This is a genomic window from Moraxella ovis (assembly GCF_900453105.1).
GTDB classification, from domain to species: domain Bacteria; phylum Pseudomonadota; class Gammaproteobacteria; order Pseudomonadales; family Moraxellaceae; genus Moraxella; species Moraxella ovis.
The window spans coordinates 1,512,355-1,526,952 of sequence record NZ_UGPW01000001.1; the positions used below are offsets into that span (position 1 = coordinate 1,512,355).

The window sequence follows — 14,598 nt, forward strand, 5'->3', positions numbered from 1 at the left end:
CGAATTTATTTAGTTATTTTTGCCAATAAACTTTGGTGCATTTGGTTGATTAGAACAATGCCCATTATAATAAAAATCGCTCCAACAAAAAATTGATAGGTTGGCAATTCACTTAAAAACACCCAAGCCATAACAACTGCAAAAATAGGTTCGGATAATTCTGTAACCTGCACTTTTGCTGCTGTCAAATAATTTAAAGCCTTAGTTGTGCAATAAAATCCCAATATGGTGGGCAATACTGCTAATGCCAATACATTCATTAAAATCAAAGCATTCCAATCAATGTGGTGTATGTTATTTAAATAAGGAAAAAATAAATACATACTACCGAACATCATAAATAATCTCGTTAAATAAATTCCACCATTTAAAGAGAATTTTTTTACCAAAACCGAAAAAACACCATAGCCACTACCTGCGATAATTGCATTTAATAGCATATTTAAATTACTACCACCAGACCACGATATTGCAAATATTCCAATAATCGCCAACAATGTCCCTAAAATAGCGGAAATTGTTAATTTCTCGTTTAATAAAATCTTCCCAAATAGCAATGCCGAAACAGAAGCGGAAGCCATTAAAACAACCACAACATTTGATGCAAAGCCATATTGATAAGCGGTTGTTTCAAAGAAAAATAACACAAAAATACCCAAAAATGCACAGATGGCTATTTTAGTCAGTAGATTTAACCAATTTAAATCTGATGTTATTTCACTATTAACAATTTCTTTTTTTTGTACTGATAATGGCTTGTTAATCAAAATTAAACTCAATATCACAAAAGCACAAACCGTCTTAAAAAAAGCAATATCTTGTGGACTTAACCCATTTTGTAGCAAAACTTTACTAAATACCCCAATGGACGCATTAAGAGCAGCAGCCGATAACGCCAACAAAACTCCCAACATTACCTTAGACATACTCCCTTCTCCATAACTGTTGCCACATAGAAGGGTTTTTATTGTTAGAAATAAAAATTCCGCCAAATCTTTCATTTATGGAACGATACTCATCATCTTGGATTAAAATATGATGAGCTTTTTCTAAGTTCCAAAATGGAATAGCAGGAAATAAATGATGAATAAGGTGATAATTTTCTCCGTGCATTCCAGTAAAAAAAATGCTCCATAAAATGACTAAAACGATTTCTTGAAATTTCTATATTACTTTTAGCATAAGCAATCATAGGATGATGTTCAGCCAATTCAATAAACCAAGTTATCATTTGAAATACAGTAAAGTAAGGAAAAAGCCAATATAATAAATAAAATTTATATCCAACAAAATAAGTTCCTATTGCAAAAAATAAAATATGAACCAATAAAATTTTTAAAAGTTCTTTTTTATTTGCACTAGACATCAGACGATTTACAAATAAATATTTTATATTTGAAAATAATTTTAAACATAAAATTAGAGCAATAAAAAATCTCCAAAAAAATTCTCTTTTATTATAAGCATCAAAAACACCTGATGACTTATAGTATTCATAATCAGGGTCTAAATCCGTACCTATTTTTGGGTGATGATTTTTGACGTGCGATTGTGTATAACTATCCCAACTCTGAAAAATTAGATAACCTGAAAAATAAGTCCCAAGTATTTTTCCAAACTTTTTATTCTTCGTTAATGCAGAGTGAGATGCTTCGTGCAATATTGTAGCCAAAGCCCTTTGGCGACTACCAATAATTAGCAAAATTAAAGGTAAAAACCAATAAGAGTATTCACTTAATGCAACAGCAAATACAATCAAAGCAAAATCCATACTCAATGCAATGGGGGCGTGCCAATTATCATACACATAGAGAGGTTTAATCTGTTTCAAAATTTCTCTATCAAACTTCTTATGTTGCATTACATAAATCCTTGTCAATTCCTAGTTAATGAATTTTACTCACAAAACAAAATTCACTCCACATTATCAGGACTTCTTAAATTCTTAACCGCAATCCTTTCCGCATTTTTTCTATCCCGTTCTGGGGTCATAATCGGCTGATAAATGTTTTGGTCAAGATGAATGCCAAGCGGACGGCGTTCTTTTTGGATAGACTCTTGCAAAAGCATAATCGCCTGAATCAAGGCTTCTGGACGGGGCGGACAACCAGGGATATAAACGTCCACAGGCAGGATTTTATCGACGCCCTGCACCACCGAATAAATGTCATACATACCGCCCGAGTTGGCACACGCCCCCATAGAGATGACCCATTTGGGTTCTAGCATTTGCTCGTACAATCGCAGTATCACGGGTGCCATTTTGACAAAACACGTCCCCGCCACAATCATCACGTCCGCTTGACGGGGGGAAGCTCGGATAACCTCCGCCCCAAAGCGTGATAAATCGTGTACGCCCGTCAAAGTCGTGGCGTATTCCACATAACAACAGCTCGTGCCAAAGTTAAACGGCCACAAAGAATGCTTGCGTCCCCAGTTGGCAAGGTTATGCGTCAAATCCGACAATTTACCCATAAAGACATTTTTGTCAATCTCAGCTTGGGTGATGTCGTCAACAACCTCACGGGTTTGATGCGGGTATTGGCTTTGGCTTTCGTTTGCCTTAGTGAGTGTATATTTCATAATGGCTACACTTTTAAGTAAATTTGGCTAATTTATAAATGAGTTAGAACAAAGAATCTGGTCATTTTAGACAAGCAGAAACACAAAAACGCCGCCATCATGGCAACGCTTTTGTATTGAATCACCTTGAATCTTTGGCATTGTCTTGATTGAAGTCTTGAGTGGTGACACGTCCTGTGGTGTTGATGTGATCGATGTTTGCCATTTGCTCGCCATCCTTATCAAGTACGGCTTGTAGTTCTTTACGTCCTGAGAAAATACGTCCTGATGACTGGGCGGGTACTTTGCCCGTAGGGTCTGAGTGTAGCTCATCAATGCCATTAAAGGCGGTAATGCTCGCCAAGTCAAAGTCGGCAGGACGCTCATAAATGCGTTGTTTCTTAACACGTTTATCGGCAGGCGCCCAGTTCATCGCCCCAAGTCGCATCTCATAGACAAGACCGACAAATAAAATGGCGATAAAGACAAAGGCGGTAGCAAATCCCAGCCAACCCACTTCGCGCACACTCACCGAATAGGCGTACAGATACAAGGCTTCTAAGTCAAAAATCACAAAGAAAATCGCCACTAAATAAAATTTGGCAGACAAACGAATACGAGCTGACCCTGCTGAGACCACCCCTGCTTCAAAATTTTCTTGTTTTTGGGAACCTGATGAGCGACCGCCAAGCAAGCGCGGCACGACAAGCATAAAGGCAACTAGCCCTAATGCGGCTAATAGATAGACAATGGCTGACCATTCGGCTGGCATAATCACCCCTGCGTGATTTTTTGAATGATGAATTCAAGGATGGTCGAACCTTTTGACGCACCCCAAATGCGGGATGCATTATAGCACATTTAAAAAAAATACTCATGAAAGATGTTTATTTTTTTATCAGTTTGGCTTATAAAAGCCTCAAACAATGAAAAATCCTAAGCATTCGCACGCTTAGGATTTTGTAAAAAGTTATTTCAATCTGTCTAGAATATCTCGATCGGCCAAACCCAACAAAGCAATCATAACAAACTGTCAATATTTCCTATTGATTATTATTGATTAATCACCTCAACGCCTCTTGGTGGTGTAAAGCTAAACTGACTTGCGTTAATTTTTTTGTTCAAGCTGATATTGCTGAATCGGATGTCAGTTCGCTGTCCCATGGCGTCATTTAGCACCATCAGTACAGGCTTGCCCCCATTAAAGCTAATATACAGTTCATTAAAGCCTGCGTTACCGCCCTTAGGTGTCAGCTTAAAATAGTTCTTGGCGCTGTTAGGCTGACTGACATTAAAGTTATTCGCAATCTTCGCAGGGTCGCCTGACAGTAATAGCGCAGGCGTGTCACCCACTTGGTTACTGGTAGATTGCTTGATGGCTTGGCTTAGGTCTTTGTCATATACCCACATGGTCGAGCCATTAGCGACGATGAGCTGCTCAGCAGGAGACTTAGTTTCCCAGCGGAATTGATTTTGGCGCTGTACTGCCATCGTTCCGCTAAATTTATTGGTCTTTTTGCCAGCTTTGGTGGTTTGGCTAAAATTAGCCGTCATTGATTTGATGTTTGACAGCAGGCGGTTTAAATTTTTTACTGCATCCTGCTGACTGGCAGGCGCTGCTTGGGCTATGGTAGGTAGCGTCATTGCACTAACGCCAGCAGCAACCGTAAGACCCAGACAAGCTTTTAAGCTCAATGCCTTTAGTGTGTTTAAATTTGACATGATGTTCTCCATTTTGGTTATTTAAAACTTGCACATTATGCGCAAAATCATTTTTAAATGCAATTCATATGACACAAGTGCCAAATGTGCTTGCTGTTGTTGATGTGAATTTTGCCACTTTTTTATATTGTAATCTACTGGAGAATTGCAAACGAGTGGGATGAATTGTTACTGATCGGCTAAAAGTTAGCTATCTATTCATCAATTTTGGTAAATTGTTACGCCAAACACAAAAAAAGACGAGTCACTGACCCGTCTTTTTAGCTTTACAATCAAATTACTGCTGTGGTGGTACATTAGCAAAAACAGCAACATCCACTTCAACACGTCGGTTAGGCTGCAGACACTGAACCTGAGTTGCCTTTGGTGCGTTAATGTCGCACACGACGTTAGGTAGCGGCTGAGTTTTACCAGCGCCCGTTGCAGTTAATGTACGTGCGGCGATACCTTTTGAGATCAAGTATTGACGAACAGTCTGCGCACGCAGCATAGACAGATTCATGTTATACATGTCATCACCATAGCGGTCGGTATGACCTGTGATCATCACGCGACTGTCGCCACGCGCTTCCCACTCAAGCAGCTTAACAGCAAGCTCATCAAGCTTAGCACGACCTGCTGGCAGCATGTCTTCAAGCTTCCATTTGTCAAATTTAAACAATGCATCCGCTTCTAGGTTGATGCGTTCGTTGGCGATTTGCACTGGTGCAGCCACAGGAATAACAACAGGTGCAGCAGCTACCGGTTGATCTTGTAGTTCAAAACAGCCAGGCTCGCCTTTCCAGTACATCGCTGTTGAGTTTTTTTTGTCAAAATCCACACGCAATTGGCAACGTACATACTCTTGAGTATGCGGCTTACGAATGTCTAGAACGTAGTTCCAAGACTTGTTAAAAATCACGCCTTCATTAAACTGTGGATGGCTTAGTAATTGGCGGATACTATCTTTATCCATACCTACCGCTAAGCGTGCTACATGATTAACTTCATAATGTGGCACCTGCTTTAGATAACTCTTGCTATCAAAGTCTGGGAATTCGATGTCATCAGGTGCAGGCGTGATATAGGCTGCTGATGCACCCGTTCCAATAAGCGTTGTGGCTAATACCAAAGCTTTGATTAATTTCATAAGATTCTCTTTATTAATTAGTGATAAATGAACATTGGTTAGACCCAAGTCCAGCCAACCTTGACTGAACTTGGATAGCAACATGATATATTAATCAATCACACCGCTCACACCGATACGGAAGCCAGTATCGCCCTCGCTGGCAGCAGAGATACCACCAGAGAATGCCCAACGACCATTATCAGCAGTCTTACGCAGGGTTGCTGCAACGGCTTGCTCGCCACCATAGTGCGCTGCACCCACCGCATAGGTCCATTTACCTGGAACGAATGGCGCCTCTTCGAATGCCATCGCAGAAGCGATACCTGCTTTGGCTTCACGATCCACCTGACCGATGCGGTTATTTGCGTAGTTGATATCGTTATAGATATTCTGAGTAATACCTTTTAACTGACTTACGTTAACTGCATCTGTATTTTTGACACCAGGTGCGACATTGGTGATGCGTTGACCACCGTTGTTCAAACCTTGTGCTGTCAAGCTGACAGTGTTGGCAGGTGTTGCTGCGTTGATGGTCAGACCTGTTGTGTCAAGCTTGCTGTTGCCAGCAGTAACACTATCGACAGTGATGTCAGATTTCAGCTGAACCTCGATGGCATCGCCTGCTGCCTTAGTGGTGATGTTCTTATTATCACCTTTGACATTGAGCGTGTCGCCCAGTTTGCGTGCGTCAGTTGAGCCGTTGTCTGCCTTAAAGGTCAGACCTTGGCTATCCACCTTATTTAATGCTTTAACACCTTTGGCGATGTCTTCTTTGGCTTTGTCAGTCAAATCAACGGTGTAGCTGGTGGTTTGTGCACCATCGATGTCGGTTGTGTCGCCTGTTTCGACAGCAATCAAGCCTTGAGCTTTGGCAACAACTTTCGCCGAACGATCTTTAGCACTGATGGTGTAGATGTCCTGACCTTGAGCACCTTTGGTGCTGTCGATGCTGACATTGTTACCTGCTTTGACCTCGGTGGTGGCTGCCGCTTTGGCTTTGTTCAGCTGAGAGACATTGACGGCGTCTTGGTTATTGGTGCCATCGGCCACATTGGTGACTTTCGTACCAGCAGCACTGATGCCGTCTGGAGTGATGGTGATGTTACCAACTTTTAGTACATCGCCAACTTTAACCGTCTCAAATGCCACATCGTCTTTGGTTTCAACAACAATGTTGCCGTTGTCGTCTTGGAACACGCGCGTGTTGTTACCTTGGTTGATGCTCACAGCATCACCAGCTTTGACCAGCTTGCCATCTTCACCATTGGCTTTTAGAGTAAAGCCTGAGTTGTTGATGGCATTGATGGTGTCGGCTGCTGATAAGACTTTGTTACCATCTGCACCTTGGATGTTAAGCTTACCGCTGGCATCAACAGTTGCTGGTGCGGCCTTGGCCACATTAACGGTGTAGATGGTTTGACCGTTGCTACCTACTTTTGAGGTAACTTCGGCAAAGCCTTCACCTTCCACCTCAGTCTTAGCGGCATTGATGCCTTTGGTCAAGTCAGCTTTAAGCTGATAGATTTGACCACCATTCACCGCATCTTTACTGCCTTTACTGATGTTACCATCGGCAACATTGGTGACTTTCTGATTGCCAGCATTGATGCCGTCTTGGTTGATGATCACATCACCGACTTTCAGCGTATCACCTACTTTCACGGTTTCAAACGCCACATCTTGCTTGGTAGCAACAGTTAGGTTACCGTTTTCATCTTGGGTAACTTTGATGTTATCACCTTGATTGATGCTGATGGTGTCACCTGCTTTGATGAGTTTACCAGCTTCACCATTGGCTTTTAGGGTAAAGCCTGAGTTGTTGATGGCATCAGCAACAGTGTTAGCAGTTACTAGTGCATTTGGTGCAGTAGGTGCATCTACTTTACCGTCGTTATCAGCATCAGCCAATGGTGTGGTGTTGGCAGTAATCACAGTCTTAGTCGGATCGTTTGGATCTGTCTTCGTTGTGATGGTATCACCATCCACATTCACATCGTATTTGATGGTTGAAGTTTTGCCGTCTGTGTCTACAACAGCTGTTGTGCCTGCGCCGTTAACGAAGTTTACGGTGTCATAAGCTTTGACAAAGTCAGCCGCTTTGCCATTGGCTTGTAGGTTAAAGCCTGCATTCAACACATCACCAACGGTAGCTGCGTTGTTGTAGATGTTAGCCAACTGTTGACCTTGTGGTGCAGCCTGCTCTTTGGTGGCATCAAAGATCGGATTGGTGGTCAATCTGCCATTAGGACCGACGATCATGTCACCCACATTGTAAGTCGGTGCTAGACTGCCCGCCACATTTGCCAAGTTGGTTGGCTGTGTGGTGCTGCCTTTGCCATTGTTGATAGAAACAATCACATCAGCAGGGTCAACCTCTTTACCATCTTTACCAATAAACTTACCGTTTTTCAGTGTTAGCTTATTGCCAGCTGCGTCGGTATAGACGACTGGTAATTGGGCTTTCTCTACCACACCTTGGGCGTTGACATCAACCTTGATGGTGTTTGCCTGACCGTTTTCGCCTGCTTCCAAAGTCACATTTGTGAAGTTACCATCAATGAAGTTGACTTTATCACCAGCTTTTACAAGCTTACCGTCTTTGCCATTGGCTTGGAGGGTAAAGCCAGAGTTGTTGATGGCGTTGGCAACATCGCCAGCAGTGATAAGAGCGTTTTTATCACCCTCATTTGGTGCGTCGATCTTACCAGTACCTTGGTTTGGCGTTAGAGTTGTGGTCTTAGCGGCGACTTTGCCAGCTTCATTGATTTGGACGGTTGTATTATCAACATCCACTTTCAGACCATTAGAGTTTTTGTCCCCATCGGTCTTGGTAGTGATACCGCCTTTATCAGCCAGTTTGACTTTAAGCTTCTTATCACCGCCTAAAACATTGGTATTATTGTCAACTGCCAAGGTATTAGCATCAACTTTAAGCTCTAGACCGCCTTTGTTGCCAAATTGTAGTGGGTTATTGGCATCTTTTTCAAGTTTGACGGCGACACCACCTGGGGTGATCTGTACACCCATGGCTTCGTTTGCTCGCACACCGATTTCGATGGCTTTGTCTTGTCCGTTTGTTACGGTATAGACACTGTTGTCTCTACCGTGAATGGTCAGTGTTTCACCCAATCTACGCTCAATTGCATCGCCAAAGTCAGCATTAAAGCTCATTGGCAGCTCTGATAACGCTCTTAATTGAGCGACATTGACCGCATCGGTGTCTTCAGAGCCGGCAGCAACATTGATGATTTGACGGGTATTCTCATCATCGCCGACCGAGACGGCACCTAAAGTACCTTTGACCGTGTCTTTGATCGCTTGATTGGCCAGCTGGGCTGCTGGGCTGCTTACGCCATCAGGTACTGGGGTATAGACCTCTCCAAATTCAACATTCGCATTTTGATTGTAAGTGATCGGATCTTGAGTGACGACTCGATCAGCAATCGAGTATGCACCCAGGGCAACACCGCCATCTACAATGACGCGCGAATTGGCACCGATGGCTTGAGCATTGTTAGCAAGTGCTTGGGCATTTGGACCCAAAGCTTGAGCATCAATACCCCATGCCTTCGCTCGTGCACCCACAGCCTGAGCACCAGGAGCGATTGCAAGTGCAGAGTTACCAAAGGCACTTGTATCCTCGCCGAATGCTACGGCACCACGACCAACAGCAGTTGCGTTTTCGGTTGCAAATGTAACATCATCGCCTACTTTGACGCCTTCGCCTTCAGCAAATTGAATGCTGGTGAGACCCTTGACATCTGGGTTTAGAGCGACTTGTAGGGTGTTGTCAGCCGTGTTGATGGTGGTGGTGATGTTTTTATCTTCATCATTGTCACCTGTTTTGCCGCCTTTGATGCCGATGACACCATTATCGACTGATTTGGCGAACTCTTTGCTGGTGGCAGCAGTAGCACCGACGGTTGTTTCATCTTCACCTTGTGGAGGCGTGCTGTCTTCGTCTGCAAAGTACTTGGCCTGTGCTTCGGTCAACTGTTCAACATTGACAGCCTCGTCATCAAACTCACCTCTGGCGACATTACCAATCTTGGCTGCACCGCCATGACTGTTAGAAATCCAAAGGTTGCCCTCACCATCATCGGTCAGTCTTGGACCAGTTTGACCATAGCCTAGCTGAACTTCAAGGAACTCAACTCGATCTTTGGTAGCAATGTCAATCAAGCCGCCAGCTTGGGCAATCATGATATTTTTGCCAGCTTGCATGGTTACTTCGTCACCAGGTTTGATCAATTCTGAGCTACCAACTGACAGACCGCCTGTGCTGGCACTATTTTTTAGCGTAAAGCCAGACTGATTGATGGCCTTGGCAATATCACCAGCAGTAACTAAAGCGTTTTCATTACCACCATTTGGTGCTTCGATCTTACCAGTACCTTGGTTTGGCGTTAGGGTTGTGGTTTTGGCTGATACTTTACCATCTTTGATTTGAACGGTTGTGTTATCAGGATCGATTTCTAAACCCTGACCATTGTTAATAATACCACCCTTATCTTTTAACTTAACAGACAGCTCGTCACCTTTAACCTCAAGTGAATTATCATGCTTTAAGGTCAAGCCATCGCCATCAACAAACAGTGGGTTATCGCCATCTTTCAGCTTGATTGAGATGCCTTGATCGCCTTCAAACTTCAAACCACCTTCATCGTGGATATTAACAGCGATGCCTTGATCATCAACGGTTACGCCTTTGGCTTTATTTGGCTTGGCGTTCACACCTTTAGCGTTAACTTCGATGCCATCACCAGCTTTGACAGCGATACCTTTACCATTACCATTTGCTTGATCAAACTCTAGACCTTTGTTTGGAGCCAAGTTAACTTCAATCTTGCCATCGCCACCAAACTTAACGCCTTTGTCTGTGTCAATTTTAACTGCAACACCGCCAGCACCAACTTCAACACCTTTCATGCTATCTGGCTTAACTTCGATGGTTAAACCGTTGGTTTTTAAGTCAGCGGAGGTGGTAATACCACCATTCTCTTTACCCTTCAATGGCAAGCGATCACCTAAATTAACAATCACTTTACCATTTTGGTCAGCTTCAAAGATGATTGGCGTGCCCGCCAAGGCTTTTAGCTGAGCAACATTGACCGCGTCGGAATCTTCAGAGCCAGCGGCGACATTGATGATTTGACGGGTACCGTTTGAAGTACCAACAGAGACCGCACCATATTCACCTTTGACGGTGTTTTCGATGCCTTCGTTGAATGCTTTTAGTTTTCTTTGCTTATCACCCTCTAGACCATTTAATTTGGTATTCTCAATCATATAAGGCAACAGGGGTGAATAGACTTGATTGTCTTTTGCTTTAGCACCTTCTGCTGCTATTGCCACTCTTGCGCTTTCTAGATGCTTGCGATCTGCCAGCGAATGTGCGCCTAGTGCTACGCCGTCTTTGGTGGTTACACGAGAAAATGCTCCCAAGGCCGAACCGTGGTCAGCTATTTTGGTCACTTGAGCGTGTGCACCTAGAGCGGTAGCGTCTTTTGCCTGAGCCTTGGCGAACGCACCGGTGGCGGTGGCGTGTCGTTTATCAGCCTTTGCCATGTGACCAAAAGCTGCTGCACTCTCGCCCTTGGCTGACGCCAAGTGGCCCACGGCTGTGGCATTGGCTGCCAAAGCACGGGCATCGGCACCGATTGCTTGGGTGTGTAGACCTTTGGCGATGGCGTGAGCACCGATTGCTTGCGATCCAATACCGTCAGCTACAGCACCGAATCCGAGTGCTGTCGCAGCACGCTTATTCGCCTTACTAGCCATACCAATAGCCTGTGAACCCAAACCATCAGCAGTAGCGACAAAACCTATCGCCTGTGCCCCAAAACGACTGGCTTTGGCCGTCGTGCCGATGGCTGTGGATGTCACCCCCTCTGCCTTGGCTGTGTTACCCAGAGCGATGCCATTAGTCTTGCTTGTTTTGGCAGTATCGCCGATTGCCACACCACTAATAGCATTTCTCGCCACTTCTGTATTCTTACCGATGGCGATTGCCTTATTAGCACCTCGGCCAGTACGAGTATGCGTACCAAAAGCGATTGAGTCCTCTGCTTCCGCCATGGTATTTGTAATAGCATCATACTTCTCGGTTGAGTTACCACCTGATGCACCAATCGCAATCGAACGATCACCTTTGGCGTGAGCAGATTGACCCATCGCAATCGTTTTTACACCTTCAGCGGCGGATGTCGCACCGTACGCTTGTGAGGCCTTACCGTTGGCTACCGCCTGACGGCCAACAGCTACAGTGTTGAGTCCAACAGCTTCTGTGGCAGGGCCGATCGCCACACCACCATCAATCGATCTGGAAGCGGCACCTACCGCAACGCCCAAACCTCTTTTGCCCTCACCGACCGTCGACATAGCACCGTGACCGACTGCGACACCACCGCCCTTAGCTTCAGTATTAGTACCGATAGCAACAACAGAAGACGTGACTTTTTGGTCACTAGATTCCGAAGTTTTTGAAATCTCACCAAGAAAACCAGCGTCACCAATCTTAGATACCACTGGATATGTTGATAGCGGATTTTCATAGTGATAGTGATAGTAATAAACATAATTTCCTCTACCAAGTTTACCAGACTTGGCACCTGCACCAATGATCACAGCATCGTACTGCTCACCAGCAGTAGCATCAGCACCAATAACAACAGTATTTGGTGCATTTGCTTTAGCATTTGGACCCACCGCAATTGCCTTCCCATTTTGAGCAGCAGCATCTGACATATTGGAACCATTAATATTTATTTTTATATATTTTTCTAAGCTACCATTATTGGCCATCGCCTCACCGACAGAAAGTGCCAATAGTGACAGTGGCAGGGCAGCTAAGATGCTACGAGAGCGACTGGCTGACTTACTGCCAACCACACCACCTGCCCGTGTGTGCGACTTGGCAAACTCAGCAACCGCCTGGTAGGTGCCGGTTGCCTTATTAAAGACAATTTTATATATACTATTCATATAGAACCCTTAAGATTTCATGATAATACTCTATACAGCTTGACAGATGTCGGCTGTAAAGAGGTGATTCATTGATACAAGCATCTAGGCGACATCCACATCATCAGATGATGGCTGTCGCCTTCATGTTTATGGTCAGATTTCAATAGCAAAAATTATAAAACAGATGAGAAATCGCACAAAAAATCACCCCATTGCTTACTGCCAAAGCAATAAACAATGGGGTGATTTCTTTAAGGTGTGAAGTTATGCGATGCGATGCGATGCGATGCGATGCGATGCGATGCGATGCGATGCGATGCGATGCGATGCGATCAGCATGACTGATTTGATGGGCATTGTCAATACCTTATTGCAAAAAATGATAAAGATTGTGTCTTTCATATTTTACTATAATTCATCCATCCAATGCCAGATGTATTGTTATTTTTGTGTAACATAATAGCAAAATGTTTACAAGTGTACACAATAAACTGCTGCCAAATCCATGGTGATGCCGTATGATGATGGGGTAAAGCTGGCGACTTTTTTTGGTTTTTGTGTCATCAAAAGATGTTATAATAGATAAGATAAGCTGGTCTGTCATCGCTTGGCATACCAGCCAAACCAGCCAAAAAAGGTGTCTATATGTCAGACTCACAAACCAAGCCTACCGTGCCAGCAGATGAGGCGAATCCTACGTCCAAGCCAGCACCCAAACAACCCAAAAAACAGCGTCCACCACCAGAGAAACTCATTCCGCATTCTAAGGACATGGACGCCACCAAGCATCGTGTCCACCCCAGATTCGTCAAGGGTAAATACCAAAGCATCCGTCTGACAGTCATGTATGCGATCTTGGCAGGGTTTTTGGTCGCTCCCTGGATCAGGTGGAATGGACGGCAGGCGATATTGCTTGATGTGATTGAGCCGAAGTTTTATATCTTTGGGGCGACTTTCATGCCGCAGGATTTTTATTTTTTTGCTTTTGTGTTCATCATCGCTGCCATGCTGCTGTTCATGGTAACGGTGTACGCTGGGCGTGTGTGGTGTGGCTATGCCTGTCCGCAGACCATCTATGTGCATCTGTATCAGCACATCGAGAAATGGGTCATCGGCGATCGCAATCAACGCATCAAGTTCGATAAGCAGCCTTGGACCGGCACAAAAATCCTAAAGACCCTCGCCATTCATGGTATCTGGCTTGTGTTCTCTGCCATCACCGCCCTGACTTTCATCGCCTTCATCACAGGGACGGACGCTCTGTTCTTTAATGGACATGTGCCGTTTTTTATGGGCTGGGGGAAGATGACTTGGGTGTTTTTTGTTCTCATCACTTTTGTTACCCAGACCAATGCCGGCTACATGCGCGAGCATATGTGCGTGCACCTGTGTCCCTATGGTCGCTTTCAGTCGGTGATGTTTGACAAAGACACGCTGCTTGTCTCCTACGACTATGAGCGAGGCGAGCCTCGCGGTGCCAGAAAGCGTGGCGATCATCCAGCAGGCTATGGCGACTGTGTGGATTGTAGTATGTGTGTGCAGGTATGCCCCACTGGCATCGACATTCGTGATGGTCTGCAGGTAGAGTGTATCCAGTGTGCCGCCTGTGTGGATGCGTGTAACGAAATCATGGACAAAGTGGGCTATCCTCGTGGGCTCATACGCTACACCACCGAGCGTCAGATGCTCGAACACCAACAAACCAAAATCATCAGCCCACGCATCTTTGCCTACATATTCGTACTGGGAGCTGCCATCACTGCTGCGACACTGGTCGCGACAGGTCGTGCACCGCTAGAAATGGAGATTCGCCATGATCGTAAGCAGTTAAGCACGGTCAAGAACGGTCAAGTCGAGAACAGCTATGTCCTAAAAATCGTCAACAAGACCGACGAACGCCAAGTCTATAAAGTCAGACTTGAGCCTGTCGAAGGTATGATACTGCGTTCACGCTTCAAGCAACTGCCGCTACAAGCGAACGAGCCTTATGACCTGCCTGTGAGCATCGTCGGCGATGTCAATGTCATCAAAGCTGGCAAGACGCCCATCACCATCACCGTGTACAGTGAAGATGGCAAATACAGTGCCAGTGCTCAAGATATCTTCATCTATGAGTCCAAGAAATAAGATGGCACATCAACCAAAATTCCCAAAGTCTGCTTTGGGAATTTTTTTGTGCATACTGTCAGCTTGCCTTGTATATTTTAGGCACGCCCGCCCTTTAGCCCCACCCTAAA

The 14,598-nt window shown here is 44.6% G+C and carries 9 protein-coding genes; 1 reads left to right on the forward strand and 8 read right to left on the reverse strand.

Annotated features, from left to right (window positions below; all coding sequences use genetic code 11):
* Nucleotides 1-5 precede the first annotated feature (5 nt).
* The 8 genes from DYD54_RS07275 to DYD54_RS07305 form a co-directional block, all read right to left on the reverse strand.
* Nucleotides 6-926: a DMT family transporter gene (locus tag DYD54_RS07275; RefSeq protein ID WP_063514355.1), complete on the reverse strand. Its 921-nt coding sequence runs from the start codon at nucleotides 924-926 to the stop codon at nucleotides 6-8.
* On the reverse strand, nucleotides 919-1,113 hold the full coding sequence (locus DYD54_RS11930; RefSeq protein ID WP_370446595.1) for a fatty acid desaturase: 195 nt from the start codon (nucleotides 1,111-1,113) through the stop codon (nucleotides 919-921). The genes DYD54_RS07275 and DYD54_RS11930 overlap by 8 nt, the downstream gene beginning before the upstream one ends.
* Nucleotides 1,019-1,861: a fatty acid desaturase gene (locus tag DYD54_RS07280; RefSeq protein ID WP_228703535.1), complete on the reverse strand. Its 843-nt coding sequence runs from the start codon at nucleotides 1,859-1,861 to the stop codon at nucleotides 1,019-1,021. The genes DYD54_RS11930 and DYD54_RS07280 overlap by 95 nt, the downstream gene beginning before the upstream one ends.
* A 53-nt stretch (nucleotides 1,862-1,914) precedes the next feature.
* Nucleotides 1,915-2,583: an NADH-quinone oxidoreductase subunit B gene (locus DYD54_RS07285; protein WP_063514356.1), complete on the reverse strand. Its 669-nt coding sequence runs from the start codon at nucleotides 2,581-2,583 to the stop codon at nucleotides 1,915-1,917.
* A gap of 121 nt (nucleotides 2,584-2,704) precedes the next feature.
* The gene (gene ndhC, locus DYD54_RS07290; RefSeq protein WP_063514357.1) at nucleotides 2,705-3,334 is read right to left on the reverse strand and encodes an NADH-quinone oxidoreductase subunit A; all 630 of its coding nucleotides are present in this window, start codon (nucleotides 3,332-3,334) and stop codon (nucleotides 2,705-2,707) included.
* Nucleotides 3,335-3,615: 281 nt separating this feature from the next.
* Nucleotides 3,616-4,206, reverse strand: a complete 591-nt coding sequence (gene lolA, locus DYD54_RS07295; protein ID WP_502243680.1) for an outer membrane lipoprotein periplasmic chaperone LolA — start codon at nucleotides 4,204-4,206, stop codon at nucleotides 3,616-3,618.
* Between the two features lie 355 nt (nucleotides 4,207-4,561).
* Nucleotides 4,562-5,413 carry an OmpA family protein gene (locus tag DYD54_RS07300; RefSeq protein ID WP_063515007.1) on the reverse strand — a complete coding sequence of 284 codons (852 nt, stop codon included), beginning with the start codon at nucleotides 5,411-5,413 and terminating at the stop codon, nucleotides 4,562-4,564.
* A gap of 90 nt (nucleotides 5,414-5,503) precedes the next feature.
* Nucleotides 5,504-12,379, reverse strand: coding sequence for an ESPR-type extended signal peptide-containing protein (locus DYD54_RS07305; RefSeq protein WP_063514359.1), 6,876 nt, complete (start codon nucleotides 12,377-12,379; stop codon nucleotides 5,504-5,506).
* Between the two features lie 753 nt (nucleotides 12,380-13,132).
* Here DYD54_RS07305 and ccoG point away from each other — a divergent pair.
* The gene (ccoG, locus tag DYD54_RS07315; RefSeq protein ID WP_063515008.1) at nucleotides 13,133-14,488 is read left to right on the forward strand and encodes a cytochrome c oxidase accessory protein CcoG; all 1,356 of its coding nucleotides are present in this window, start codon (nucleotides 13,133-13,135) and stop codon (nucleotides 14,486-14,488) included.
* Nucleotides 14,489-14,598 lie beyond the last annotated feature (110 nt).